The organism is Agromyces agglutinans (assembly GCF_009647605.1).
Taxonomy (GTDB): domain Bacteria; phylum Actinomycetota; class Actinomycetes; order Actinomycetales; family Microbacteriaceae; genus Agromyces; species Agromyces agglutinans.
In genome coordinates this window covers 1-26,479 of record NZ_WJIF01000007.1, presented here as the reverse complement: position 1 = coordinate 26,479, position 26,479 = coordinate 1, and the positions used below count along the sequence as shown (strand labels likewise).

Annotated in this window: 19 protein-coding genes; 11 read left to right on the top strand and 8 right to left on the bottom strand. The window is 72.3% G+C overall.

From position 1 onward, the window contains the following. The first annotated feature begins 105 nt into the window (after window positions 1–105). A complete protein-coding gene (locus GE115_RS12260) occupies window positions 106–10,074 on the top strand; it encodes a hypothetical protein (protein WP_153685084.1) in 9,969 nt (3,322 codons plus the stop codon). Between the two features lie 56 nt (window positions 10,075–10,130). On the opposite strand, the gene GE115_RS12255 is transcribed toward GE115_RS12260, so the two are convergent. Next, the gene (locus tag GE115_RS12255) at window positions 10,131–10,910 is read right to left on the bottom strand and encodes an ABC transporter ATP-binding protein (protein WP_153685083.1); all 780 of its coding nucleotides are present in this window, start codon (window positions 10,908–10,910) and stop codon (window positions 10,131–10,133) included. After that, a complete protein-coding gene (locus GE115_RS12250) occupies window positions 10,910–11,710 on the bottom strand; it encodes an ABC transporter permease (protein WP_312855128.1) in 801 nt (266 codons plus the stop codon). Before GE115_RS12250 ends, GE115_RS12255 begins: the two co-directional genes overlap by 1 nt. 97 nt (window positions 11,711–11,807) lie before the next feature. On the opposite strand from GE115_RS12250, the gene GE115_RS12245 reads away from it, so the two are divergent. Then, entirely contained in the window at window positions 11,808–12,326 is a 519-nt protein-coding gene (locus GE115_RS12245) for an ECF transporter S component (protein WP_153685082.1), read from the top strand. A gap of 76 nt (window positions 12,327–12,402) precedes the next feature. Here GE115_RS12245 and GE115_RS12240 read toward each other — a convergent pair whose 3' ends face one another. Continuing rightward, window positions 12,403–13,095 carry a phosphocholine cytidylyltransferase family protein gene (locus tag GE115_RS12240; protein WP_312855127.1) on the bottom strand — a complete coding sequence of 231 codons (693 nt, stop codon included), beginning with the start codon at window positions 13,093–13,095 and terminating at the stop codon, window positions 12,403–12,405. A 267-nt stretch (window positions 13,096–13,362) separates the two neighbouring features. Here GE115_RS12240 and GE115_RS19260 point away from each other — a divergent pair, with 267 nt between their 5' ends. The 3 genes from GE115_RS19260 (at window position 13,363) to GE115_RS12225 (ending at window position 17,396) form a co-directional block, all read left to right on the top strand. Beyond that, complete coding sequence (locus GE115_RS19260) at window positions 13,363–15,483, top strand: ABC transporter ATP-binding protein (RefSeq protein ID WP_312855126.1); 2,121 nt, start codon at window positions 13,363–13,365, stop codon at window positions 15,481–15,483. Beyond that, on the top strand, window positions 15,459–17,033 hold the full coding sequence (locus GE115_RS12230) for a hypothetical protein (protein WP_246190760.1): 1,575 nt from the start codon (window positions 15,459–15,461) through the stop codon (window positions 17,031–17,033). The genes GE115_RS19260 and GE115_RS12230 overlap by 25 nt, the downstream gene beginning before the upstream one ends. A 99-nt stretch (window positions 17,034–17,132) precedes the next feature. After that, window positions 17,133–17,396 carry a DUF3039 domain-containing protein gene (locus GE115_RS12225; protein ID WP_312855154.1) on the top strand — a complete coding sequence of 88 codons (264 nt, stop codon included), beginning with the start codon at window positions 17,133–17,135 and terminating at the stop codon, window positions 17,394–17,396. 4 nt (window positions 17,397–17,400) lie between these two features. Here the strand turns inward: GE115_RS12225 and GE115_RS12220 are convergent, their stop codons facing one another. Further along, on the bottom strand, window positions 17,401–18,720 hold the full coding sequence (locus tag GE115_RS12220; RefSeq protein ID WP_312855125.1) for a nicotinate phosphoribosyltransferase: 1,320 nt from the start codon (window positions 18,718–18,720) through the stop codon (window positions 17,401–17,403). Between the two features lie 47 nt (window positions 18,721–18,767). Between GE115_RS12220 and murI the strand changes: the two genes are divergently transcribed. From murI to GE115_RS12200, 4 genes are all read left to right on the top strand, one after another. Further along, the gene (murI, locus tag GE115_RS12215) at window positions 18,768–19,595 is read left to right on the top strand and encodes a glutamate racemase (RefSeq protein ID WP_153685079.1); all 828 of its coding nucleotides are present in this window, start codon (window positions 18,768–18,770) and stop codon (window positions 19,593–19,595) included. Next, the gene (gene rph, locus GE115_RS12210) at window positions 19,592–20,347 is read left to right on the top strand and encodes a ribonuclease PH (RefSeq protein WP_312855124.1); all 756 of its coding nucleotides are present in this window, start codon (window positions 19,592–19,594) and stop codon (window positions 20,345–20,347) included. Before murI ends, rph begins: the two co-directional genes overlap by 4 nt. 2 nt (window positions 20,348–20,349) lie before the next feature. After that, window positions 20,350–20,976, top strand: a complete 627-nt coding sequence (gene rdgB, locus GE115_RS12205; protein WP_153685078.1) for an RdgB/HAM1 family non-canonical purine NTP pyrophosphatase — start codon at window positions 20,350–20,352, stop codon at window positions 20,974–20,976. A 111-nt stretch (window positions 20,977–21,087) separates the two neighbouring features. After that, the gene (locus GE115_RS12200) at window positions 21,088–22,005 is read left to right on the top strand and encodes a cation diffusion facilitator family transporter (protein WP_153685077.1); all 918 of its coding nucleotides are present in this window, start codon (window positions 21,088–21,090) and stop codon (window positions 22,003–22,005) included. Window positions 22,006–22,091: 86 nt separating this feature from the next. On the opposite strand, the gene GE115_RS12195 is transcribed toward GE115_RS12200, so the two are convergent. Both GE115_RS12195 and GE115_RS12190 read right to left on the bottom strand, forming a co-directional pair. Further along, complete coding sequence (locus GE115_RS12195; protein WP_376765714.1) at window positions 22,092–22,856, bottom strand: DedA family protein; 765 nt, start codon at window positions 22,854–22,856, stop codon at window positions 22,092–22,094. 168 nt (window positions 22,857–23,024) lie between these two features. Then, window positions 23,025–23,678 carry a biliverdin-producing heme oxygenase gene (locus GE115_RS12190; RefSeq protein ID WP_153685076.1) on the bottom strand — a complete coding sequence of 218 codons (654 nt, stop codon included), beginning with the start codon at window positions 23,676–23,678 and terminating at the stop codon, window positions 23,025–23,027. 105 nt (window positions 23,679–23,783) lie between these two features. Between GE115_RS12190 and GE115_RS12185 the strand changes: the two genes are divergently transcribed. Further along, complete coding sequence (locus tag GE115_RS12185) at window positions 23,784–24,653, top strand: LLM class flavin-dependent oxidoreductase (protein ID WP_153685075.1); 870 nt, start codon at window positions 23,784–23,786, stop codon at window positions 24,651–24,653. Between the two features lie 31 nt (window positions 24,654–24,684). On the opposite strand, the gene GE115_RS18380 is transcribed toward GE115_RS12185, so the two are convergent. Continuing rightward, window positions 24,685–24,834: a hypothetical protein gene (locus tag GE115_RS18380; RefSeq protein WP_172979883.1), complete on the bottom strand. Its 150-nt coding sequence runs from the start codon at window positions 24,832–24,834 to the stop codon at window positions 24,685–24,687. A 19-nt stretch (window positions 24,835–24,853) separates the two neighbouring features. On the opposite strand from GE115_RS18380, the gene GE115_RS12180 reads away from it, so the two are divergent. Further along, complete coding sequence (locus tag GE115_RS12180; RefSeq protein ID WP_216648829.1) at window positions 24,854–25,483, top strand: flavin reductase family protein; 630 nt, start codon at window positions 24,854–24,856, stop codon at window positions 25,481–25,483. Window positions 25,484–25,554: 71 nt separating this feature from the next. On the opposite strand, the gene GE115_RS18375 is transcribed toward GE115_RS12180, so the two are convergent. Further along, on the bottom strand, window positions 25,555–26,479 hold a 925-nt coding region (locus tag GE115_RS18375), incomplete at its 5' end, for an Ig-like domain-containing protein (RefSeq protein ID WP_246190759.1).

Sequence of the window (26,479 nt, the reverse complement as noted above, 5' to 3'; positions counted from 1 at the left end):
AGTGAGGGGTTCTCTTGTCTCGGCGGTCGCGGCAGGAGTACAACGGGCGATGGTGCTCGCAGCCACGCGGGCGCCGCAGGGGAACTGGCGACACCGGGGGGAATCATGCGCGCCCATTCGCGCCCGAACGAATCGGCCGGCACACGAGCGAGCGCGGCGGCCGTCGCCGTCGTCACCGCGTGGGCGCTCGGTATCACCGGCGTGATCGCGCCGGCAGCAGCGGAGGACCTCATCGTCGAACCCGACGACGTCGCCGGAGCCCGCGCGGGCATCGCCGCACTCGCGGCGGTCGCGCTCGCCGACTACGAGGACACCGGACCGCTCGCCGAGGCCTTGCCGCTCGCCGACACGTCGCCCGGCGTCGCCCCCGTCATCCCGGGCGCCGCGCTGCAGCTCGCGGCGGTCCTCCAGCAGGGCGTGAAGGATGCGCTCGTGAGCGGGCCGCCCACGGCGGGCCTCGCCGACTTCATGCAGCAGGTTGACGGCCTCGACGCCGACGTCGCAGGCAGCTCGCTGGACGTGTCGGTGGCGAACCTCGTGCCCGACGGCGACGCCCGTGGATTCGACCTCACGCTGCGGGTGTCGCGCACGATCGACGTGCCGCTCGCGATCACCGACCCCGATGGCCCCGGCGGTGAACCGCTGACGCTCACGACCGCCGAGTCGGACCCCGCCCCGTACGCCGTCGCCTTCGAGTTCTCGGGGCGCATCCGCACCGACGCGCTCGGCGCCCGCTTCTGGCTCGACACCACCGAGGGCGACCCGGGAGTCGCCCTCACGGCCGACCTGGCGGGCGGCGACGCGTTCGCGTTCCCCGGCGGCGGCGCCGCGGTCGGCGTGGCCGACGTCGAGATCCTCGACGGGAGCACCGTCGACGTCGACGCCGACTGGACCGGCACCATCGACGACACCAACGCCGACGGACGTCTCACGATGTTCGAGCCGGCCCTCGAGGGCACCGAGGTCGTACCGGGGGAGCTCACCGCCCCCGCCGAGCAGCTCACGACGTTCGCCCTCGCCGGCTCGGCGGCAGCCGACCTGCGGTTCGGGTCCGAACTGCTCGGGCTCTCGACCACGCCGCCCCCGTCGCTGGTGCTCGACGCCGACCTCGGCGCGGTGCCCGAGCCGCTCGCCGAGCTGACCGCGACCGACGACGACCTCGCCGCGTTCGAGGCGTTCACCCGCCTCGGCCCGGTCGACCTGGTCTCGGGCCTCGTGCAGTATGGCACGCTGCTGCGCGCCCTCCAGCGGCACCCGAACGTGGATGCGGCGCTGCCGCTCGCGAGCGGGACGCTCGCCGACCTGTACGACCTCGGCGGGGAGTTCGCCAAGCTGGCCGAGGACCTCTTCGAGGTCACGCCCGATCCGACGCCCGACCCCGCCAACCCGCAGCCCCTGATCGACGTCGGCATCGCCACCGTCGGCGACCTGGCAGCCCGGATCGCGAGCGACATCCCCGGTGCGCCCGCGACGATCACGCCCGTCTACGACCGCGACGACGAGTCGGTGCGACTGGACTTCGTCATCCACTCCGAGCTCGACGGCGCGCCCGACGTCGCCCCCGAGCTCGAGGACCAGCAGCCCGACGACACGCCGCCGCCCGGCCAGACCGCCTTCGGCGACCAGTTGCTCGACGACACGGGCCTGCGGGGCGTCGCCGCGAGCGGCGACCCGGTCGAGGCGCCCACCGACCTCGCGGTCGACATCGACCTGCCCATCGTGATCGACCTCGCCGAGGCCGCTCCCGCGAGCGACGACCCGGCGACCGCCGTCGTCGAGTTCGAGTCGCCGATGGTCTACGAGCGCTTCGAGACCGAGCTCGTCGACGGCGCCGAGCTCCGCCTCGTCTACGAGGTCTCCGCGGCCGTGCGGGGCGAGGGGCAGCTCGGCTTCGTCCCCGCGACGGTCGGCGGCGCCTGGTCGTTCCAGCAGGACGGCTCGGCCTCGACGACCGAGGCCGACGTCGACCCGGCGGCCGGCGAGCCGGCGACGCCGCGACTGACCGACCTCATTCCCGGCCTGTACGAGCACGAGGGCGCGCCGCCCGCCTTCCCGGTCGCGATCGCCGAGCGGCGAGCGGCGATCGAGGCGGCCTACGAGGTCGACGGCCACGGCGCGGACCCCGCGCAGCACCTGACGGAGTCGCCCGGCATGTTCACGGTCACCGGCACCGGCTTCGACCACACCGCCTACACGGTGACGCCCGGCAACCAGGAGATGGAGCTCCTGCGCGCACTCGACATCGACACGTCGGAGCCGTCGGCGCTCCTCGGCCGCGCGCTCGACGGCGTCGGCGAGGTCGTGGCGGCGCTCGACACCGTCGACAGCGTGCTCGGCGGTTCGCCGACCGTGCCGTTCCTGAACCGCGGCCTCGAGCGCATCCTCCGCGACACGACGGGCCTGAAGGAGCAGTACGACGAGTTCCGGGGCGGCTCGCTGCCCGTCGACCTCGGCTCGCTCGAGCAGGGGCTCGAGACGGCACTCGGCCTCGACGTCGGCTTCCGTCTGCGCGACCTCGACGCCGGCGGCGGCGTCGAGCCCGCGCTCGTCACGGGCCTCGAGGGCACGAAGGTCGCCGAGACGGACGTGCCGATGTCGCTGCTCGACGCCGACCTCCCCGCCATCGCCGGCACGAGCGGTGAGGGCGCGCTGCACGCCGCGCTCACCGCCGACCTCGACCTCGGGCTGCTGATCGGGCTCGAACCGGACGCCGCCGCACCGCCGCGACTGCTCGACTCCAGCCGGGTCAGCGTGACCGCCGAGGTCACCGAGACCTCGCCCGGCTCCACGCAGCTCGGCGTGCACCTCGGGCCGTTCGCCGCCCAGCTCGGCGACGCAGCGAACCAGACCGGCCGCATCGCGGTCGGCGTGCGGTTCGCGCTCGAACGCAGCGACGCACCGGAGCCGGGCGACCCCGCCGAGGCGCCGCTCGAGCTCGCCGACTTCTTCTCCGGCACCTTCGGCTTCACGGCGACCTCGCCCGCCGAGGGCGGGAAGTACACGTGCGACGCGCCGGGCCAGGCGCCCGTCGAGGGTGCGTTCGCGTGCGCCGCGATGCCCGTGCTCGTCGACATCGGCACCGGGCTCCAGCTGCCCAGCGGCGCCGACCCGGCGACGCCGGATTCCTCCGACTACCTCACCGTGTCGGTCGACGACCTGACATCGGCGCCGGATGTCTCGGCGCCGAGCTCGCTCGGGAACCTCCTGGACACCGCGGCGTTCAGCTTCGACAGCTTCGAGGACGGGCTGAAGACGATCAGCACGATCCTCGGCCTCGCGATCACCGCGAGCCAGGCGGGCGGCGAGCTGCCGGTCGTCGGCGACGACCTCACCGAGCTCGCAGACGGACTCGGCACCGTGAAGTCGTTCCTCGACGACCCGCAGATCCCCGGCCTGCCCGACGCCGACGTGAACGCGGCCGTCTACGGCGACGGCGGCATCCGCGATGTGCTCGCCGAGAAGCTGATCGCCGCCGGCGTCCTGCGCGACAGCTCGTACGGCGCGGTCGGCGTCTCGCCGGCCGACGCCGACGACGTGCCGAGCATCACCGACATCCGCGTCGTCGCGATCTGCGACTCGGGCGGCACCGACGTGCTGTGCACCGGCTCCGAGTCGCTGACCGCGCTGCGTGACCTGCGCTTCGAGCTCGAGCTCGGGCAGGGTGCCCGCGACCTCGCCGGGAGCGGATGCCCCGTGGGCGACGCCGTGGCCTGCCCGGGCGTGGCCGACATCCCGCTGAGCCTCGGCCTGCCCGGCCTGCCGATCACGCTCACGGGCACGGTCACGGCCAGCGCCGGCTGGACCGTCGAGCTCGGCTTCGGCGTGTCCCGCGACGACGGCTTCTACCTGCTCGACAACCCCGTGCCGGGAACGGGTGCGGCCGACCCGGAGGCCGACGGCGGCCTCGAGGAGATCCGCGTCAACGTGGGCGCGAACCTCGCCCCAGGCGTTCCGATCACGGGCCGGATCGGCTTCATCGGCATGGAGGCGACCGACCGGAGCACGGATCCGGCGCTGCCCAGCGGCGCGCGCCTGACCGCCCAGCTCGGACTCGAGGCCCCGGGCTGCGACGCCCTCGATCCGGCGACCTACGGCGCCAACGTCACGGGCGGCGCGCACTGCACGACCGTGATGCCGATCACCTCGTTCCTGTCGGAGGACATCGGCGGGTTCCTCGGCGAGCCGCGCATCGAGGGCGGCATCACCCTCGACCTGCACCTCTCGACCGGCATCGCCGACGGCGGCAACGTGAACGACACGCTGCCCACCTTCACCGCGGACTTCGCGCTCGGGTGGACCTTCGACGGCGACGGGCTCGGCGATCCCGAGATCTCGCTCGACCGCATCGCCGTCGCACCCGGCCAGATGTTCACGAGGATGTTCGGCGACGTGCTGCGCACGCTCGACCCGATCCTCGCGCCGACCAAGCCCGTGCGCGAGTTCCTGTTCTCTCCGATCCCCGTGATCAGCGACCTCTCGCAGTACTTCGGCGGCGATCCGGTCACCATGGTCGACCTCGCCGAGCTGTTCGGCGTCGTCGACGTCTCGCTGTTGGAGGACATCGACCAGCTGTTCGGCTTCCTCGAACAGGTGCAGGGACTGGCCGACGGCGAGCCGTTCGTGCTCGTCGAGCATCTGGCGCTGTCGACCGAGGTCGCGCGCGGCTCGCCGTTGACGCCCGACCGGGCGACCGACGTCGTCGACGGTCCGATCGACGTCGACGAGGGGCTCGTCGAAGGGCAGGTGTCCGGCGCGCTCGGCGAGAAGTCCGACGACTTCGACACCGTGCGCCAGGAGGCCGAGCCCAGCGAGTCCGACTTCTCGTTCCCGATGTTCGACGACCCGAGCTGCCTCGTGGGCCTGCTCCTCGGCAAGGACTGCTCGGTCGTCGAGTGGCGGCCCGACGCGCTCGGCGTGCACATGGAGTACACGCAGAGCTTCGGCCCGTTCTTCGGCGTGCTGTACGTGACGATCGGCGGGGCGCTCGACGTCTCGGCGCAGGTCGGCGCCGGTGTGTCGACCCGCGGGGTCCGGATGCTCGCCGAGTCGCTGTTCGCGGACCCGACCATCGAGAGCCCGCTCGACGCGGCCGCGAAGGCGGGCTCCGCGTTCCTGCAGAGCCTGTACCTGACCGACCTGGATGCCTCGGGCAAGGACATCCCCGAGTTCACGGTGTCGGGCACGATCACCGCCGGCGCCAAGCTCGACATCTTCATCGCCGAGGCCGGCGTCAAGGGCGGCATCACGGCGACGTTCGGGCTCAACCTGAACGACACGCCCGAGGCCGACGGCCGGATGCACATCGACGAGATCGTCGCGAAGTTCAAGACGCCGATCTGCCTGTTCGACATCGAGGGCAAGCTGATCGCGTTCCTCGAGGTGTACGCCGAGTTCGGGCCGTGCCCGTTCTGCTACTCCGACAGCTGGCGACTGGCCGAGATCACGCTCTTCGAGTTCTCCTCGTCGTGCGAGGAGCAGACCCCCGTGCTCGCCACCGAGGAAGGCGGGTGGGTCGTGCTGAACGTCGGCTCGCGGGTCTCGGACCGCGGTGCCTTCGAGGACGTCGAGAGCGAGTCGTACGCCGTACGCCAGCTGTCGGCGGCACCCGACGGCGGTGGCGCGTACGAGTTCAGCGTGAGCGCGTTCGGCTACACCGAGACGCGGTCGGGAGTCGGCGTGCGGATCATCGACGCGCTCGGCGGCAACGACGCGTTCCTCTTCAACGGATCGGGGCCGGGCTCGAAGCCCGGCGACCTCGACCCCGCGTCGCCGGCCGATCCGGCCGCGAGCTGGCCGTTCACGGCGCCCGTCGAGGCATCCACGCTCGGCGACGGCGACGACAAGATCGTCACCGGTGACGGCGACGACACCGTGAACGGCGGCAACGGCGCCGACTCGATCACGCTGGGCAACGGCACGAACACGGCCTCCGGCGACCACGGCGACGGCACGGGCGAGGGCACCGACACGCTCATCGGCGGCGACGGCGTGGACACGCTGCGCGGCGGCGGGCTTTCGGACACGATCGACGGCGGACTCGAGGCCGACGTGCTGCGCGGCGACGCGGGCAACGACACGGTCCGGGGCGGCAAGGACAAGCTCTCGGTGCCGCCGGGCCAGACGCCGCCCGCCGACAAGCCGAACCGGTTCGACGGCGGCGACCTCATCATCGGCGGCGCCGGAGACGACGGCCTGACCGGCGGCAGCGGCGACGACCGCATCTTCGGCGACGACCCGCCCGACGCCGATCCGTCCGACGACACGGTCGAGCCCGAGGGCGATCCCGCGCCGGGAACCGACGGCCTCGACCGCATCGAGGGCGAGGGTGGCGCCGACACGATCTTCGGCGGCGGACGCGAGGACGTCGTCTACGGTGGATACCGGCTCGTGGCCACGGGCGTGGATGCCTCCGAGGACCGCGTCCAGGGCGGCGACGGCCACGACCGGATCTACGGATCGGGCGGCGGCGACCACCTCTGGGGCGGCCGGGGTGCCGACCAGGCCTGGGGCGAGGACGGCGATGACGACGTGCACGGCCAGTCCGACGGCGATCCCGACCTGCGCGGCGGCCCGGGCGGCGACCTCGTGTGGGGCGGCGGCGGTGACGACGGCCTCTTCGGCGACGACGGCGACGACGAACTGATCGGCGACGGCGACGGCGCGGCCGATGCCGGCACGACCGGCGCCGACCGTGCTGACGGCGGCGCGGGAGCCGACCTCGTCCTCGGCGACGACGGCACGATCACCGGCGCACCGGGCAGCCGCGTGGCGCAGCCGAGCGAGACCGCCGGCGTCGGCGACCCGTCGCTCGGCGGTGGAGCCGGCCCCGACCGCATCTACGGTGAAGGCGGCGGTGACACCGCGTTCGGCGGCGGCGACGGCGACCTCGTCCACGGCAACGGCGGCGAGGACACGCTCCAGGGCGAGACCGGCGACGACGAGGTCTGGGGCGACGGCGACGCCGACCAGGCGTTCGGCGGACCCGGCTCCGATGTCGTGCTCGGCAACGGGGCATCCGATGCGGTGCACGGCCAGGAGGGCATCGACCTCGTCATCGGCGGCGGCATCGCCGTGAACGCGGCCGACGCCGGTGACACGTTCTTCGGCGGACCCGACCACGACCGGGGCTTCGGCGACGACGTCACGATCGACGCCGGGTTGAACGGGTCGCTCGACGCGCTCGACGCGGTGACCATCACGCCGTCGGCCGACGCCTCGACCTACGGGCCCGACACCGGCGACGGCGGCACGGGCCGCGATGAACTGCACGGGCAGGACGCCGCCGACGCCCTCTTCGGCGACGAGGACTACGACCAGCTGTTCGGCGAACTCGACGGCGACCAGCTCGTGGGCGGCGCGGGCCCCGACGACCTCGTCGGCGACCGCGGCACGATCGCGCCGCCGGCGCGGCTCGTTGGCCCCCCGTCCGGCGGGTGGCAGCCGGGCTCGCCCAACGGCTCGCCGTCGACCGAGGTCTCGCTGATCGACCCCGGATCGGGCGGTGACGACGCGGTCTGGGGCGACTTCCGGCAGGCGGGCGACCCGTGGCCGACCGGCGGCGACGACCGCGGCTTCGGCGGCCACGGCACCGACACGCTGCGCGGCGGCGGCTTCGACGACCACCTCGAGGGCAACGCCGGGCAGGACCGCATCTTCGGCTTCGACGAGGAGTCGGATGCCTCGATGCCCGACGGAACCGACGGTGCCGACGACCTGATCGGCGGTTCGTCGCCGGTGAACCCGCTCGCGGACCCCGACGGGGCGAACGCGGCCCCCGACGAGGGCGAGCTCGAGATGGAGGGCAACGCCGCCGACGACGTGATGACGGGCGACAACGCGATCCTCACGCGTGAGGCCGATCCCGGCGATGCCGACGCCTGGCGCACCGACCCGGTGACCGGCGGCGTGTTCCGCGAGGTCACCCTCCTCGACACCGAGAAGACGGATGCCGCGCTCGACGCGGTCTCGGGCGGCGACCTCATGCGCGGCAACGCCGACAACGACCGGATGTTCGGCGAGGGCGGCGGCGACCGCGTGAAGGGCGACGGCGCCGGCGACCTGGTCGAGGGCAACCAGGACGGCGACTGGCTCGAGGGCAACGCCGACGAGGACGACCTCATCGGCGGCTCGAGCTTCCCCGACCAGCCGGACTCGGGCGACGTGCTGTGGGGCGGCGGCGGAGCCGACGTCGTCGCCGGCGACAACGCGTGCATCGTGCGCGACGTGCCGGGCGTGGCGTTCGAGCCGGCCTCGTGCCCGGCGCTCGACGAGCCCGGGCCCGACGCATTCCACTTCGTGACGAGTCTCATCGGCGTCGAGACCCCGCGCGGCGTCGTGCTGCACGACGTCGACGCGCCGGTGACGACCGAGTCGGGCCGGGATCTGCTCAACGGCGGGTCCGGCGCGGACGCCGAGTTCGGGCAGGACGGCAACGACTTCCTGTTCGGCGACGGCGGTGCCGACGTGCAGCACGGCAACGGAGGCTCCGACGTGGTCGTGGGCGACCGCCAGGTGGGCCAGTACGGCGGCATCCTCCTGCCGCCCGAGGTCGGCGGCGCGCTGCCCGGCCTGATCGCACCGCCCGCCGGGCTTCCCGGCGCACCCAGCGCCGGTGCCGACCTCGTCGGCGCGGCCCAGCCCGACGGCCAGGACGACCAGTTCGGCGGGTCGAACGTCGCGGGGCACCGCGATGCGGGCGACTGGGTCTTCGGCGACGGGCAGGCCGACTTCCAGCTCGGCGACAACGGCGAGCTGAACCGCACCCTCGACGGCGACGAGTACGCCGTGTACGAGGAGCGGTACCCGGACAACGACGCGCCCGACGACGGCTCGGCCGTGGTCGAACGCGAGGTCACCCGGTACGACGTCGGGGCTCCGGCGGCCGCGGGCGTCTGGGGTGACGACCTGATCTTCGGCGGCGACGGCACCAACCCGCTGATCTCGGCGGGCGCCGGCGACGGCGACGACAGCCAGTGGGGCCAGGACGGCGCCGACCGGCTGTTCGGCGAGGACGGCGCCGACGACCAGTACGGCGAGCTCGGCGCCGACATCCTCTGGGGCGGCGACGGCGAGGACGCGATGCTGGGCGACCTCGGCGGCGTGCGAACGCGATTCGTCGAGCAGGACGGCAGCGATCCGGACGACCCGGACGTGCAGACCCACGACAGCCAGGGCCCTCCTGGAATGAACCTCGGAGGCCCGGACGGCGGCGCACAGGACGCGGTGCTCACGCCCTTCGAGGCGCATCCGCTCTACCGGGGCACGTCGTTGACCCATGACGGCGACGGATCGGCGCTGTCGCCGAGCGGGCTCACCGCGGGCGCCGACGACGAGCTCCGCGGCGGGCCGGGCCATGACTCGATGCACGGCGGGCTCGGCGACGACCTCATGAACGGCGACTCCGGCGGCGACTACCTCTTCGGCGACGACGGGGCCGACGTGATGTGGGGCGGACGCGGCCATCCCGCGACGGCGCCCGAGCTCCCGGCACGCAACGACCCCGGTGCCGACGGCGAATGGATCGACGTGCTCTACGGCGGGTACGGCGCCGACAACACGGAAGCCGGCGCCGACATCCTCGACTACCAGCCCCGCCCGGGTGTCGACCCGGCGGACTGGTTCCGGCTCGTCGACGCCTACGCCGACACGGCGCCCGGCGGTACCGGTGCGGAGACGCGCCAGCACCACCACGGCATCGACTGGCTGTATGGCGGCCACAACCGCGACGTGCTCCAGGGCGACGTCACCAAGAACGGGCCGAACGACGGCGACAAGCTGCTCGACTGGAACGGCGCCTTCAACCTGTACACCGAGTGCAACGCGGCGTACGGCGGGTGGAACATCGTGCGCAAGCACAGTCCGAGCAACCTCGCGCTGCTGCAGAAGCTCGCGTACGTGATGGGCGTCACCGACGACTTCGACGGCCAGCCGGTACTGGCGGATGTCACTGCGCCCGACAGCTCGGCCTATCGCGAAGCCGCCATCGCCTACCAGAAGGACGACACCAAGAACTCGGGCAAGGCGTTCTCGGGCACGCCGGGGCACTTCGAGCAGTACATCTGCACGAGCGACTGACGGGGCGCCGGGCGACGGGCCGGCCGGGCGACCGACCGGCCCGCCGGCGGCGCGGCCTACGAGTTGTAGTCGCCGTTGTACCGGTCGAGCACGTCGTCGATCGGCGCGTCGAGCACGAGCGAGCCCTTGTCGAGGTAGAGGCCCCGGGTGCAGAAGCGGCGCAGGTCGCGCTCGTTGTGCGAGACGAAGAACATGGTGCGGCCTCCGGCCAACATCTCCTCGATGCGCCGGTAGCACTTCTCGCGGAACGCCTTGTCGCCCACCGCGAGCACCTCGTCGACGAGCAGGATCGGCTCCTCGAGCTGCGAGATCACCGCGAACGCGATGCGCACCTTCATGCCGCTCGAGAGGTGCTTGTAGGGCGTGTCGACGAAGTCGCCGATGCCGGCGAACTCGAGGATCTCGTCGAACTTCGCGTCGACCTGCGCGCGCGTCATGCCGTGCAGGCCCGCGGTCAGGTACACGTTGTCGCGCACGGTGAGGTCGTCGACGAAGCCGCCCGTGATCTCGATGAGCGGCGCGACGCCGCCCTCGACGACGACCGAGCCCTCGTCGGGCAGCATCACGCCGGCGACGAGCTTCAGCAGCGTCGACTTGCCCTGGCCGTTGCGGCCGACGACGCCGATCGCCTCGCCGGCCCGCACGTCGAACGACGCGCCGCGCAGGGCCCAGAACTCGCCGGGGCGGGTGCGGCGGCTCCGCCCCGAGAGGAGGTCCTTGAAGCTGCGCCGCCCGCGCCGGTTGCGGCGGAACCGGATGCCGAGCCCCTGGACGCGGATGGCGAACTCCGCGGGGGCCCCGGGCGTCGAGGCCGTCGCCGTCGTGGCATCCGCCATCAGATCTCCTTCAGCACCTGGCGCTCGCTGGACCGGAAGACCCAGAGCCCGATCACGAGCAGCAGTACCGACATGGCCGCGCTGACCACGACCTCGAACAGGATCAGCTGGTCGGGGAAGAAGCCCGCCCGGTACAGGCTGAAGATGCCCGTCAGGGGGTTGAACGCCGCCCAGAACTGCATGCCCTCGGGCAGGTCGGTCGCGCCGTAGATGATCGGCGACGCATAGAAGAGGAAGCGCAGCACGAGCTTGACCGCGCGTTCGAGGTCGCGGAAGAAGACGACGAGCGGGGCGACGATGAGCGCGACGCCGGCGGTCAGCACCGCCTGCAGCACGATCGCGAGGGGGAAGTACACCAGCTGCCACGAGACGGATGCCCCCGCGAAGATCGCGAAGAGCGCCAGCACGGGCAGGGCGAAGACGAACTCGATGCCCTTCGAGAGCACCAGGCGGTTCACCCAGATCGTGCGGGGGATCATCGTCGAGCGCACGAGCTTCGCATCTTTGAGGAACGCGCGGGTCGAGTCGGAGACCGCGCCGTTGAACCACATCCACGGCAGCAGCGCCGACAGCAGGAACACGATGTACGGTTCGGTGCCGACGGGCTTCTGGAAGACCTGCGTGAACACGAACCAGTAGATGCCCGCCATGACGAGCGGATCGAGCACCGACCACACGTAGCCGAGCGCCGAGGTCGAATAGCGCACCTTGAGGTCGCGGGTCGTCAGCAGCCAGAGCGAGTGCCGATACCGGGACCACCACGTCCGCTGCAGCGGGTGCGTCTCGGCGTAGCTCGTCACGCTCCCATCGTAGATGCGCGTCCGTGTTCCTTCAGCACCCCTCCAGCGACGCCGGCGGTAGGTTGGCAGGGTGCATCGTGCGAGTACCCGGATCCTGATGAGCTGTGCGGCGATCGGCGTGGGCGGCGGCCTGGTCGCCGGCGGAGCCGGCTACCTCGCGGCGGCGTTCGCCGCGTTCGGGCCGCTGCTGTACGGCCTCACGATCGGGTCGCACTTCCTGCCGAGCGTCGTCGCGCTGGCGCTCCTGAAGCGGCCGGGCACGGGCATCCTGACCGGGCTCATCGCGGGCCTCGTCGGCGCCGCCTTCGCGCCGTGGTGGTTCTGGCGCTATGTCGGCACCGGGTTGCTGGTCGGCGTGCTGCTCGAACTGCCGTTCCTGGTGACGCGCTACCGCCGCTGGGATCCCTGGATGTTCTACCTCGCGGGCGTGTTCTCCGGGGCGATCCTCGGCATCGCGGTGTTCGTCGCGCAGGGCGCCGAGCACTACGCGTGGTGGGCGTGGATCATCTCCCTGGCCTGCTGGGTCGGCAGCCCGCCCCTGTTCATCTGGATCGGCCGCGTCATCGCGCGCGCCCTCGAGCGCGCCGGCGTCGCCCGGTCGGTGACGCGGGCGTAGCCGGGGAAGCCCCGAAACGACGAAGAGCGGATGCCCCGGGGCATCCGCTCTCCTGCTGTGGTGCAGGGTTCGTCGATCACACGAAGTGGTTCGCGCGCTCCAGGTCTTCGGCGAAGTCGATCTCGACCGCGTAGAGGTCCGAGACGTCCATCGGCTCGACGAGCAGGCCGTTGCGCTCGATCGCGAGCTCGAGGCCGCGCTCGAAGTAGTCCTGGTCGCCGACGCGCTGGAGGTGCGCGAGGAAGGTGGCCTTGTCGCGGCCCGAGATGTAGTTGATGCCGACGGCCTCGCCGAGCCCGCCGCGCACGGTCTTCGAGAGCTCCTTGATGTAGCCCTCTGCGCTGGTCGTGTACTTGACCTCTTCGTCGGAGACCTTCGCGGTGTTGACGGTGACGAAGGACTGGTCGCGCTCGATGAGGGGGAGGGCGCGCACGAGGATGGCGGGATCGAACACGACGTCGCCGTTCATCCAGAGCACGCCGCCCGGCTGCGAGGCCTTGAGCGCCCGCATGAGCGACTTCGAGGTGTTCGTCTGGTCGTACTCCTCGTTGTAGACGAAGGAGGCCTGCGGGAACGCCTCGATGATGTGCTCGAGCTTGTAGCCCACGACGATCGTGACGTTCGGCTTGGGCCCGAACGCGTGCTCGATGTTGTCGAACTGCTGGCGCATGATGGTGCGGCCGTCGCTGAGTTCGGTCAACGGCTTGGGGAGGGAACGCCCGAGCCGGCTCCCCATGCCGGCTGCGAGGATCACGATCTGGGTGGTCACTGCATCTCCTTCGGTGGTCGGATGCAGCGTCGGGACCGATCTCGTGGTGGATCGTTCGCCCGCCGTTCACCCGGAAGTACGAATCTGGACACGCCGTTATGCCGCCCCCAGCCTACCCGTTGGTCCCGGTGCGGCGAAGAATCCGTCCGGAGGTCGTCATTCGATCGTGACGTTACGTTCAGGTGACGTTCAGGAAACAATCGGCCGTGAGGATGATTCCCTCCACATGAGGAGGACGAGCGCCGTTCGCGTTGATACCGTTGCCGGGTGACTTCAGTTTCGCGCCCAGCAGACGACGACGAGGCTCGTGAAGACACCGGCCGGGGGGCGTCCGCTGCACAGGGGGAATCCACCGCGACGGGCTCGCGCAGCACCGCCGGGGCGCGCCGCGCGCCGGCGCGCCGGAGCCCCGCGCAGGGCACGGCGTCGGCCTCGTCCGAGGGCGGCGAGGGCACGCCGAAGAAGCCCGCGGCCAGGAAGCCCGCGGCCGGGAAGCCCGCGGCCGGGAAGCCGGTCGTGAAGCCCGACGCCGCGGAGGAGTCCGAGTCGGCGGCGAAGACGGATGCCCCGGCGCCCGCGAAGACGGCAGCTGCGAAGACGACGGCCGCGAAGACGACGGCTGCGAAGACCACGGCTGCGAAGACGACGGCCGCGAACACGACGGCTGCGAAGACGACGGCGAAGAAGGATGCCTCCGCCGAAGCGGCGCCCGCGAAGACGCCGCGCACGCGCAAGCCGGCCGGCGAGCAAGCCGCGTCGGCGTCGGGCTCGGCGGCGACCACCGCCTCCCGACGGACGCCGGCCTCGCGCACCGCCTCGAAGTCGGCGGCCGAGACGCGTGGCCAGGCTGCGCGCACCGCGAAGCGGCCGGCCGCGAAGGGTGCGGCCACGAGCGCCGCGGCGCGCGAGCGTGCCGCGGAGTCGACCGCGCGCAAGCGCGAGCAGCCACGCGTCGCGGCGGCGCTCACCACCGAGACGACCGCTGCCGAGCGCACGCCCAGGAAGTCTCCGACCGCCGAGCCGGGCGCCGCCACGGAGTCCGCGGCCACCGCGGAGTCCGCAGCCCCGTCGGCCGGCATCGCCGTCGCCGCAGCCCGCGCGGTCGAGCAGGCGAACCCGACGGAGTCCGTGCAGATGGCCGTCGTGGAGGTGCCCCGACGCGAGGCGGGCGCCGACGCCCGCGCGAATGGCGGCGAATCGGCGAAGCTGTCCGTGGTCGCGACCACGGCCGCCGCCGCGGCCGTGGCGAGAGCGGCACGGAGCCCTGCCGCACCGGCCGTCGACGCGGTATCCGCGGAGGGCTCGGCGCCGATCGTCGACGAGGTGGCCGTCGTAGCTGCGGCTCCGTCCGTCGAGCAGGCGGTGCCCGTCGAGGAGGCGGTGTCCGTCGAACCGGAGGCGCCCGTGGAGGCGGTGACCCTCGAGGAGGAGACGGTGCAGGCGGCCCCCGTCGAGGCGGCGCCCGAGGCACCTGCCGAGGCGGCGCCCGAACCCGCTGCCCCGCCCGTCGCGCCCGTGGCCCCCACCGCGTCGGCGGCGGTCTCCGTGATCTCGCTTCCGAACGCCCCGGCCACGCCGCGCAAGAAGCGCACCCTGCGCGTCGCACGACCCGCGCCGTCGGCCGACACGCCGACGGTGCTCGAGGTCGGCGGCCTCGTGAAGCGATTCGGCCCGAACCTCGCGGTCGACCAGGTGTCGCTCGACGTGCGGGCCGGTTCGTTCTACGGCGTCGTCGGCCCCAACGGTGCGGGCAAGACGACGACGCTGTCGATGATCACCGGCCTGCTGCGCCCCGACGAGGGCGTGGTGCGCATCCACGGCATCGACGTGTGGGCCGACCCCAAGGCCGCGAAGCGCGTCATCGGCGTGCTGCCCGACCGGCTGCGGCTGTTCGACCGGCTCACCGGCGCGCAGCTGCTCGACTACTCGGGCACCCTGCGCGGCCTCGACCACCGCACGGTGCGCGAACGCTCGGCCGACCTCATCCAGGCGTTCGGCCTCGACGACGCGATCGACCGGCTCGTCGCCGACTACTCGGCCGGCATGACGAAGAAGATCGCGCTCGCGTGCGCCATGATCCACTCGCCCCGACTGCTCGTGCTCGACGAACCGTTCGAGTCCGTCGACCCCGTGTCGGCGGCCAACCTCACCGAGATCCTCGAGCGCTACGTCGCCGGCGGCGGCACCGTCGTCCTCTCCAGCCACGGCATGGACCTCATCGAGCGGGTCTGCGACTCCGTCGCGATCGTCGTGGCGGGCCGCGTGCTCGCGCACGGCACGCTCGACGAGGTGCGCGCGGGTGAGACTCTCGAAGATCGATTCGTCGAGCTCGCCGGCGGGCGCAAGGCTGCGGAGGGGATGGAATGGTTGCACAGTTTCTCCGACTGAAGCTGCAGCTGATGGCCAACCTGTTCCGGCGCAGCGCCTGGCAGGTCGTCGGCATGGTGGTGGGCCTCGTCTACGGGCTCGGCCTCGCCTTCCTGCTCTTTCTCGTCCTCGTGGGCCTGCGCGCCTTCGACGACGTCGCGCTGATCCGTGACGTGCTGATCGTCGCCGGGTCGCTGACGGTCGTCGGGTTCATCGTGGTTCCGCTCGTCTTCGGCACCGATGACACGCTCGATCCGCGGCGCTTCGCGCTGTTCGGCATCCCCGATCGCACGCTCGCGTTCGGCCTGGCGGTCTCCGCACTGATCGGCGTGCCGGCGCTCGTGCTCGCGATCGTGCTGACCGGCACGATCGTGACCTGGTCGCGCGGCTTCGGCGAGACCCTCTTCGCCATCGTCGGCGCCGCGCTCGCATTCGCGACCTGCCTGCTCGTCGCGCGCGTCACGACGGCCCTCGGGTCGCTGCTGCTCGCGAGCCGGCGCGCGAAGGAGTTCTCCGGCGTGCTCGGGCTGCTGATCATCGTCGCGCTCTCGCCGGTCATCGTGCTGCTCGTGACGGCGGACTGGTCGTCGGCGGGCATTCCGCTGCTCGAATCGCTCGGCGGCATCCTCGGCTGGACGCCGATCGGCGCCGCCTTCGCGGTTCCCGGCGACGCCGCGGCGGGCGCATGGGGCGCCGCCGTCCTGAAGCTGCTGATCGCCGCGGCATCCCTCTGGGTGCTCTGGCTGGCCTGGCAGCGGCTCGTCGCCCTCATGCTCGTGACTCCGGGTCGCGAGGCCTCGTCGAAGAGCTACCGGGGCCTCGGCTGGTTCGACCGGCTGCCGCACACGGCGACCGGCACGATCGCCGCTCGCAGCCTCACGTACTGGTTCCGCGACGCGCGGTACTGGGTGGCCTTCATCATGATCCCGGTGCTGCCGGTCGTGGTGCTCGTGCCGCTGTCGATCGCCGGCGTCCCCTCCGACTACCTGCCGCTCATCCCCGTGCCGCTCATGGCGCTGTTCCTCGGCTGGAGCGTGCACAACGACACCGCGTACGACTCGACCGCCGTCTGGCTGCACGTCGCCTCCGGCGTGCGCGGCGCGGCCGACCGGTTCGGGCGGCTGGTGCCGGTGCTCATCGCCGGCGTGCTCGTGATCGGGCTCGGCAGCGCGATCACGGGACTCGTCCTCGAAGACGACCGCCTGCTGCCGAGCGTGATCGGCGTGAGCACGGCCCTCCTGTTCGCCGGCCTCGGCATCGGCTCGGTGAGCAGCGCACGATTCCCGTACCCGGCCGTGAAGCCGGGCGACAGCCCGTTCCAGCAGCCGCAGTCGACCGGGGCGCTCTCGGCGTTCGTGCAGTCGATCACGATGTTCGGCGCGCTCATCATCGCCGCGCCAGCACTCGTGTTCGCGGGCTTCGGCATCTTCGTGGATCCCGAGTGGCACCTGCTCTCGCTCGCCGCCGGAGTGGGCCTCGGCCTGCTCGTCCTCATCGGCGGCGTCTGGCTCGGGGGGCGCGTGTTCGAGCGTCGCGGGCCCGAGATCCTGCAGGCCGCCATGCGCGCGTAGCCGCGTAGAATCGACCCCATGTCCGAGTCCGCGCTGCCCGTGTTCGTCGCGTCCGAGGCCGTGCTCGCCGAGCAGGTCGCCCAGGCCCCTCGCGCCAGCATCGCCGATCCCGACCAGCCCGGCGGCGGCACGTCCGTGCTGGACCGCGAGCTCGAGAAGCTCCTCGAAGAGGAGCACATCGAACCGGGCGACCACGAGCGCTTCTCGCACTACGTGCAGAAGGAGAAGATCCTCGAGTCGGCGCTCACCGGCAAGCCCGTGAAGGCGCTCTGCGGCAAGAAGTGGACCCCGGGGCGCGACCCCGAGAAGTTCCCGGTCTGTCCGACCTGCAAGGAGATCTACGAGCGCATGAAGCGCGCGTAGCCGCTCAGCGGTACGTCGTCGGGATCGCGGGTTCGCCGCGGCCGAGCCGGAACGCCTCGATCGGCAGTTCCTGCATGACCTCGGCGCGGTGCGCGCGGGCTGCCCGCGTGCCCTCGGGGCCGGTGAACGAGGCATCCGCCTCGCCGTCGCGCATGAGCGGCACCATCAGGGGACGCAGCTGGTCGTCGGGCGCGAACTCGTCGGCCCCGTCGGGGCCGTCGCCGAGGAACACGAGCTCCTCGCGCGCGGTGCGCGTCGAATCGAGCCGGCGGGCCGCGTTCTTGCGGCCGCCGACGGATGCCTTGGACGTCGAGGCCTTCGCGACCGGCACCCAGTCGCCGCCGTCGTCGCGCCGCGCGACGAGCTTGAACACCATGCCGGCGGCCGGCGCCCCCGATCCCGTGACGACGGAGGTGCCGACCCCGTAGGAGTCGACGGGTGCACCCGAGAGCGCGGCGATGGTGAACTCGTCGAGGTCGCTCGTGACCGTGATCTTCGTGTCGACGGCGCCGAGGGCGTCGAGCTGGTCGCGCACGGCGCCGACGACCGTCGGCAGGTCGCCGGAGTCGATGCGCACGGCCCCGAGCCCGGTGCCCGCGACGCGCACCGCGGTCTCGACGCCGCGCGCGATGTCGTACGTGTCGACGAGGAGCGTCGTCTTCGGCCCGAGCGCCTCGACCTGCGCGCGGAACGCCTCCTCCTCGCTGTCGTGCAGCAGCGTGAACGCGTGCGCGGCGGTGCCCATCGTCGGAATGCCCCAGGCGCGGCCCGCCTCGAGGTTGCTCGTCGCGTCGAATCCGGCGATGTACGCCGCGCGGGCCGCGGCGACCGCCGAGCCCTCGTTGGTGCGGCGCGAGCCCATCTCGGCCAGCGGCCGTCCGAGCGCGACCGACACCATGCGCGCCGCCGCGCTCGCGACCGACGAGTCGAAGTTCAGCGTCGAGAGCACGAGCGTCTCGAGCATGACCGCCTCGGCGAACGTCGCCCGGATGGTCAGCAACGGCGAACCGGGGAAGTACGCCTCGCCCTCGCGGTAGCCCCAGATGTCGCCGCGGAACCGGTAGTCGGCGAGCCAGTCGAGGGTCGCGGGGCGCACGACCTCGTGTTCGCGGAGCCACTCGAGCTCGGCGTCGGCGAAGCGGAACCGCTCGATCAGCTCGAGAAGGCGGCCGGTGCCCGCGACGACGCCGTACCTCCGGCCGTCGGGCAGTCGCCGAGCGAACGCCTCGAAGAGGCTCTCGCGGTGCGCGGTGCCGTCGAGCAACGCGGCATCCACCATCGTCAGTTCGTAGCGGTCGGTGAAGAGGGCAGTCGAGCCGGTCACGTCTCGAGCCTAGCGAGGCGGATGCCTCGCCTAAGCTGGATCCTCGTATGGACGCACCGATCGGCATCTTCGACTCCGGCGTCGGCGGGCTCACCGTCGCACGCGCGGTCATGGACCAGCTGCCGAACGAGTCGATCCTGTACGTCGGCGACCTCGAGCACTCGCCCTACGGCCCGAAGAAGATCGCGGATGTCCGGCGCTACGCGCTCGCGGTACTCGACGACCTGGTCGCGCAGGGCGTGAAGATGCTCGTGATCGCGTGCAACACGGCGTCGGCGGCGATGCTCCGCGACGCGCGCGAGCGCTACGACGTGCCCGTCGTCGAGGTGATCCAGCCCGCCGTGCGGCGAGCGGTCGCCGCGACGAAGACCGGGCACGTCGGCGTCATCGGCACGCAGGGCACGATCCAGTCGCGCGCCTACGACGACGCGTTCGCGGCCGCCCCGCACCTCCAGCTCACGAGCCGGGCGTGCCCGCGCTTCGTGGAGTTCGTCGAGACCGGCGTCACGACCGGCGACGAGGTGCTGAGCGTCGCCGAGGAGTACCTCGCGCCGCTCAAGCGCGCAGGCGTCGACACGCTCGTACTCGGCTGCACGCACTACCCGTTCCTCAAGGGCGCGATCTCCTACGTCATGGGCGAAGACGTGACGCTCGTCTCGAGCGACGTCGAGACCGCCAACGACGTCTATCGCGTGCTCGTCGGGCGCGGCATGGAACGACGCGACCCGACGCCGCCGACCCGCCGCTACGAGGCGACCGGCGAGTCGACCCACGCCTTCCTCGACCTGGCCAACCGGCTCATCGGTCCCGAGATCCCGAGCGTCGAGCTCGTGCAGACCGGGGCCATCCACCTCCCGAAGGGAATCCTCTCGTGACCGAATCCGCAGCCGATCTCGTCCGTGCCGACGGCCGTACCCCCGACCAGCTGCGCGAGGTCGTGATCGAGCGCGGCTGGAGCGCGCACGCCGAGGGCAGCGCCCTCATCTCGTTCGGGCGCACGAAGGTGCTGTGCACCGCGAGCTTCACCAACGGCGTGCCGCGCTGGATGAACGGCTCCGGCAAGGGCTGGGTCACCGCCGAGTACTCGATGCTGCCCCGCTCGACGAACACCCGTAACGACCGCGAGTCGGTCAAGGGCCGCATCGGCGGGCGCACGCACGAGATCAGCCGGCTGATCGGCCGGAGCCTGCGCGCCGTCGTCGACACGAAGGGCCTCGGCGAGAACACCATCCAGATCGACTGCGACGTGCTGCAGGCCGACGGCGGCACCCGCACCGCCGCCATCACGGGTGCGTACGTCGCGCTCGCCGACGCCATCGAGTGGGCACGAGGCAGGAAGTTCGTCGGGCAGAAGGCCAAGCCGCTGATCGACACCGTCGCGGCGGTGTCGGTCGGCATCATCGACGGCACGCCCATGCTCGACCTCGCCTACGTCGAGGACGTGCGCGCCGAGACCGACATGAACGTCGTCGCGACCGGGCGCGGCCTGTTCGTCGAGGTGCAGGGCACCGCCGAGGGCGCCCCGTTCGACCGCCGCGAACTCGACTCGCTGCTCGACCTCGCGCTCGCGGGCACCGCCGACCTGACCCGCATCCAGCTCGCCGCGCTCGCGGCGCAGGGGGAGTGACGATGGCGCTCGAGGTCGTGCTCGCGACCCACAACGCGCACAAGGTCGCCGAGTTCCAGCGGATCCTCGGCGAGCGGATGCCCGGCATCACGGTGCTGCCGTACGACGGGCCGTCGCCCGTCGAAGACGGCACGAGCTTCGCCGAGAATGCGCTCATCAAGGCGCGCGCGGCCGCGGCGCACACGGGTCGCATCTCGCTCGCCGACGACTCGGGCATCTGCGTCGACGTGCTCGGCGGGGCACCGGGCATCTTCTCGGCGCGCTGGGCGGGCTCGCTCGCAAGCGACGAGGCGAACGTGCGGCTGCTGCTCGACCAGCTCGCCGACGTGAAGCGGCCCGACCGCGGCGCCTCCTTCCACTGCACGATCGCGCTTGTGGTGCCCGAGGGGCTGCCGTCGGGCGCCGAGGAGTTCGTCGCCGAGGGGCGCTGGCCGGGCGCGCTCGCGTACGAGCCGCGCGGCTCGCACGGCTTCGGCTACGACCCCGTCTTCGAACCCGAGGGGCGAGAGGTCACGGCCGCCGAACTGCTGCCCGAGGTGAAGAACGCCGAGAGCCACCGCGCGCGCGCCTTCGCCGCGCTCATGCCCGAGCTCGAGCGCGTGGCATCCGCCCTGTCGGCCGGCGAATAGCGCAGGTTTCCGTCGCTCGAGGAGCGGGGCGATCCGCGCCCCGCGCACTGAGAACGCGACTCATTCCTATCTCGGGCTGACCTGCGGTTTCCGGCCTACGCTGGAAGCATCATGGGCCACGACCACTCGCACCGCACCACCGATCGGGCGCGCCTCGGCATCGTGATCGGCATCGTCGGCACCGTGCTCGTCGTCGAGGTCGTCGGCGCCTGGCTGAGCGGCTCGCTCGCGCTGCTCGCCGACGCGGGCCACATGCTCTCCGACCTCATCGGCCTCGTCATCGCGCTGGTCGCGGCGTTCGTCGCTGCCCGTCCTGCGACCGACCGGCAGACGTTCGGCTACCAGCGCGTCGAGGTCTTCGCGGCCCTGGCCAACGGCGTCATCCTCCTCGTCGTCGCGGCATCCGTCACGGTCGAGGCGATCGGCAGGCTCACCGCCGTCGCGCCGGCCGAGGTGCAGACGACGCCGATGCTCGTCGTCGCGGCGATCGGCCTCGTCGCGAACGTCGCCGCGCTGCTCGTGCTGCGCGGCGGCTCGCGCGATTCGCTCAACCTGCGCGGCGCGACGCTCGAGGTGTTCGGCGACCTGCTCGGCTCGATCGCGGTGATCGTCGCCGCGGTCGTCATGCTGGCGACCGGATTCGTGCTCGCCGACGCCGTCGCCTCGCTCGTCATCGCCGCGATGATCGTGCCGCGTGCACTGCTGCTGTTGCGCGACGTGGTGCGCGTGCTCAGCGAGTCGGCGCCCGCAGACACCGACGTCGCCGAGATCCGCGAGCACCTGCTCGGCACGCCGGGCGTGGTCGCCGTGCACGACGTGCACGTCTGGGCGATCACGTCGGGTTCGCCGGTGTTCAGCGCGCACGTCGAGGTCGAGCCGTCGGTGCTCGCGCCGGGGCGCGCGGGCGACCTCCTCGACGAACTGGGCGGATGCCTCAGCGCCCACTTCGACGTCGAGCACTCGACGTTCCAGCTCGAGCCGGCGGGGCACTCCGGCCGCGCCGGCCGCGAGCACGCGGCGCACCCCTGACGAGACCGTCACGCGGCCGGCATGACGGATGCCCCGGGGCACAGGCCCGAGGCATCCGTTCGTCAGGTGAGTGGCGGCGCTTCGCGCTACTTGTCGTCGTGCTGCGGGCCGCGGTCGAACACGTCGGGGTCGAGCACGAGCTGCTCGGCCTCGTCTTCGTCGGTGACGACGTCTTCGCCGGCGGCTGCCGCCTTCTTGGCCTTCGAGCGCTCGCGCAGGTAGTGCCAGATCGTCACGAGCGCGGTGCCGCCGACCGCGGCGAGCAGGATGAGGTCGATGTACTCCTTGACGAGGTCGCCCACCACCGGGATGAACCCGATCGCGTAGCCGAACATCGTCAGGCCGAAGCCCCAGAGCACGGCGCCGATGAAGTTGTAGAGGGTGTACTTGCCCTTGCCCATGTGGCCGACGCCCGCGGCGACGGGGGCGAACGTGCGCACGATCGGCACGAACCTCGCGAGGATGATGGTGAGGCCGCCGAAGCGCTCGAAGAACGCGTTCGTGCGCTCGACGTTCTTGACGCTGAAGACGCCCGATTCCTTGCGCTCGAAGACCGCGGGGCCCGCCTTGTGGCCGATGTAGTACCCGACCTCGCCGCCCACGAACGCCGCGAGGCCGATCAGCAGCGACACCCACCACACCGAGATGCCGAAGACGCCGTTCGGCGAGCCGTCGAGCGGGTGCGAGAGCAGGCCCGAGATCACCAGCAGCGTGTCGCCCGGCAGGAGGAACCCGACGAGCAGCCCCGTCTCGGCGAAGACGATGGCGCACACCACGAGCAGCGCCCACGGACCCGCGCCGGCGATGATGGACTCGGGGTCGAGCCACGGGATGAGGGCGGTGTGGATCACGCGGAATGCTCCTGTCGTCGGCGGACACGGACGGTCGCCGGTGTCGCGTGCGGCGGGGTTTCGTGCAGTCTACCGAGGGCCGCGGATGGCGACATGGGGGATCGCCCTGAATCATCCGGGCGGATGACCCGGGGTTCGTGCCGGCGGGACGCCGCGCCTACGCCGCACCTACGCCGCGAGCGCCTCGAAGATCGCGCCGTTGAGCCGGAACGAGGCGCGGGCCTCCTCGACCAGCACGTCGACCTGTGCCGGCCGGAGGGCGAGGGCGTTCATCGCCTCGCGGTAGCGGCGCTTGTAGCGCACGGGACCCTCGTCTCCGAGGTCGAAGTCGTAGAAGCTCAGCTGCGCGGGTGTCGCGCCGTAGTGGCGGGCCACGAGGGCGGAGATCGCCTGGCCGCCCGACAGGTCGCCCAGGTAGCGCGTGTAGTGGTGGGCGAGATAGCGCACGTCATCGCCCGCGATGGCGCGCAGGTGCGCGGCGTAGGCGGCGGTGGCCGGCAATGCCGGATGCGTCTCGCGCCAGTCGGCGGCGCCGAGCGCGGCGAGGTCGGACTCGATCGCGGCCATGCGCGCGAGCTGGGGGTCGAAGACGGCGGGGTCGTCGATGCGGCTGCCGCGGGACTCGAGCGCCTCGTAGACCCAGGCGAACTGGGCGAGGTAGCGCGTGTAGTCGGCGAGCGAGAGCTCACCGCCCATGAGTCGGGTGATGAACCCGCGCGTCTCGGCGTTGCGGTGGTCGTCGGCGGTCGCGGCGCGCACGAGGGCGGCGACGTCGAGCGGCTCGGGCGCGGTCTGGAGGTCCACGGGGGAGACGACGGTCATGGAGCGCCCTTCGGGTCTGAGGTAAGGCTTACCTACATCGTAGGCCCTCGCCTGGCTCAGGGACAGCAGGGCGCCGATGTCGGTGGCCGTGCATAGCGTGGCGGCATGGAGTACGGCTTCATCTACACCGGGAGCGATCCCGAGATCGCCGTCGACCTCGCGGTGGTCGCCGAGTCGAACGGCTGGGACGCGTTCTTCGTCTGGGAGGGCATCTGGGCGACCGACCCGTGGGCGACCCTTGCGGCCGCGGCGATGCGCACCGAGCGCATCCGGCTCGGCACGATGCTCACGCCGGTGCCGCGACGCCGGCCGTGGGAGCTGGCCGGGCAGACGATGACGGTCGATCGGCTCTCGGGCGGGCGCGTCATCCTCTCGGCAGGGCTCGGCGTGCCCGAGTCGGTCGAGGAGCGGTTCTGGATCTTCGAGTCCGACCCCGGCCGGCGGGTGCGCGCCGAACGGCTCGACGAGTCGCTCGAGTTGCTCGGCCACCTGTGGAAGGGCGAGCCGTTCGCGTACGAGGGCAGGCACTACCGCGCCCGGCGCACCGAGGAGATGCTGCCGCTGCCGACCGTGCAGCAGCCGCGCATCACCACGTGGGTCGTCGGCATGTGGCCGAGACCGCGGTCGATGCGGCGCGTCGTCACCGCCGACGGCTGGCTGCCGAACTACGCGCCGCCCGGGGCCGAGCTGTCGAGTCCCGAGGTGCAGGCTGCGGCGTACACGCCCGAGATCGCCGCCGAGGCGATCGCGTGGATCCGTCGCGAACGCGAGGCCGCGGGCCTCGGCGATCGTCCGTACGCGATCACCCACGAGGGCGCGACGAGCGCGACCGACGCTGCCGCAGCCGCCGCGACCGTGCTGCCCTGGGCCGACGCGGGCGTGAACTGGTGGCTCGAGTCCGACTGGACCATCCCCGCCGACCGCATCGAGGCGGCGGCGCGGGCGCGTCTCGAGGCGGGTCCGCCGAACGTGTGAGTCGAGCCCGTGCGCGAGGCATCCACCGCGTTCAATCGCGCCCGGCGACCGCGCCGCAGTGCCAGCACGGCGTGGCATCCACGCCCTCGACGAACGCTCCGCACGCGTCGCACACCCGCGAGAGCCAGCACACGGCGTCGCCGACGGGCTCCGGTGTCACATTCGAGGTGTCATCGGTCATCACGTCATAGTCTCAGGCGGTGACCAGCCCGAGCCATGTCGTCGTCGATCCGAGCGTGCTGTACGTGGGCACGCCGGCCTTCCTGATCGCCACCGAGAACCCCGACGGCTCGCCGAACCTCGCGCCCGCGTCGTCCTACTGGGCGCTCGGCAAGACCCTCGTGCTCGGCATCGAGCTCGACGGCCAGACGGCGTCGAACCTGCTCGTGCGACCCGACCTGACGGTGAACTTCCCCTCGGGTCCGCTGTGGCAGGCCGTCGTGCGGCTCTCGGGCCTGACCGGCCGCGACCCGGTGCCCGAGGCCAAGCGCGCGCGGTACCGCTTCGAGCCCGACAAGTTCGGCGCCGCCGGGCTCACGCCGCAGCCCTCCGACCTCGTCGAGCCGCCGCGCGTGCACGAGTGCGCGCTGCAGTTCGAGGCGCGCGTCGCGCGCGCGACGCCCGGACTCGACGGCGGTTACCTGATCGTGGAGGCCCAGGTGCTGCGCGTGCACGCGTGGCCCGCGATCCTCGACCCGACGGGCGTGCACATCGATCCCAACGCCTGGAATCCGCTGGTCTACGCCTTCCGGCACTTCTACGAACGCGGCACCGAGGTCGGCTGGCTGGCCTCGAGCCCCACCGCGCCGCATCCACCCGTCGTCGACTGACCGCTCGGGCGGGTTCGGGCGGGTTCGTGCGGACTCGGGCGGGCGGCGGTCGAACGCCGGCGCCTGGCGCGTCAGCCCGGGAAGCGGGCGTCGCTCGTCGGCCCGACCCTGCCGTCCGCGACGTAGCGGATCTGCAGGAGCCCACGGATCTCCCCCCAGGCGAGATCGGCGTTGGAACCGCCGCCGTTCAGCGTGGTGCGGTAGACGTGCCGCCCGTCGAGCAGCACCTCGACCGCTGCCCTCGGGCGGCCCTCCATCCGGAGGTGGAACAGCGGTCCGGCGGCGTGGATCGAGAGCGACGGAGCGAGGAGGTCGACGGTCGCGCTCGTGCGCTGCGAGGTGTTCCCGGCGGGGTCGACCTGCCACGCCTCGACCGTCGAGGGCCCGGCGGGAAGACCGGTGAGCTCGACCGACCAGGCGCCCGACGCATCGGCGGACGTCGTCGCCGAGACCCCGGCGCCGCTGACGGTGACGGATGCCCCGGCCTCGGCCGTTCCCGAGAAGATCGGCATCACGAGGGAGTCGGCGGTGTCGATCGACGCGATGGACGGCGGGGCCGCGAACGTGTCGGTCGGCGGATCGGGATCCGGCGTCGGGGTCGGCGTGGGGGTGGGCGTCGGTGCCGGACCGGGGTTCGACGGCGGCCCGGGTGCGGGCACCGGCTCGACGGCAGGCGAATCGTCGACAGGGGGTGCCGGCACCGGCTCGGACTCGACCGGCTCGAGTGGGAGGTCGACGATCGGATCGGCCTGCGGCGCCTCGACGACGGGATCCGGCGAGGCACCCGCGTCGTCGTCGCGAGAGGGGGCCCCGTGTTCCGAGTCGGATGCCGCCGCTGCCGGCGCCGCAGGGGCGGGCTCGGCGGAAGGGGCGACCACCAGGGCGACCACGACGGCGGCCCCCGCGAGGGCGGCCACGGCCCCGACCACGAGGCCGGTCGTCACGACCGCGGTGCCGCCGGCGCCGGCGGCACCGGCCGCTGCCGTGCCGGCGGCG

Bases quoted from the DNA above. Each gene is read 5' to 3' on its own strand.
- GE115_RS18380 (WP_172979883.1), bottom strand. From the start codon at position 24,834: ATGACCGATGACACCTCGAATGTGACACCGGAGCCCGTCGGCGACGCC.
- GE115_RS12230 (WP_246190760.1), top strand. From the start codon at position 15,459: ATGGTTGCACAGTTTCTCCGACTGAAGCTGCAGCTGATGGCCAACCTG.
- GE115_RS12185 (WP_153685075.1), top strand. From the start codon at position 23,784: ATGGAGTACGGCTTCATCTACACCGGGAGCGATCCCGAGATCGCCGTC.
- murI (WP_153685079.1), top strand. From the start codon at position 18,768: ATGGACGCACCGATCGGCATCTTCGACTCCGGCGTCGGCGGGCTCACC.
- GE115_RS12245 (WP_153685082.1), top strand. From the start codon at position 11,808: ATGAGCTGTGCGGCGATCGGCGTGGGCGGCGGCCTGGTCGCCGGCGGA.
- GE115_RS12260 (WP_153685084.1), top strand. From the start codon at position 106: ATGCGCGCCCATTCGCGCCCGAACGAATCGGCCGGCACACGAGCGAGC.
- rdgB (WP_153685078.1), top strand. From the start codon at position 20,350: ATGGCGCTCGAGGTCGTGCTCGCGACCCACAACGCGCACAAGGTCGCC.
- GE115_RS12255 (WP_153685083.1), bottom strand. From the start codon at position 10,910: ATGGCGGATGCCACGACGGCGACGGCCTCGACGCCCGGGGCCCCCGCG.
- GE115_RS12200 (WP_153685077.1), top strand. From the start codon at position 21,088: ATGGGCCACGACCACTCGCACCGCACCACCGATCGGGCGCGCCTCGGC.
- GE115_RS12190 (WP_153685076.1), bottom strand. From the start codon at position 23,678: ATGACCGTCGTCTCCCCCGTGGACCTCCAGACCGCGCCCGAGCCGCTC.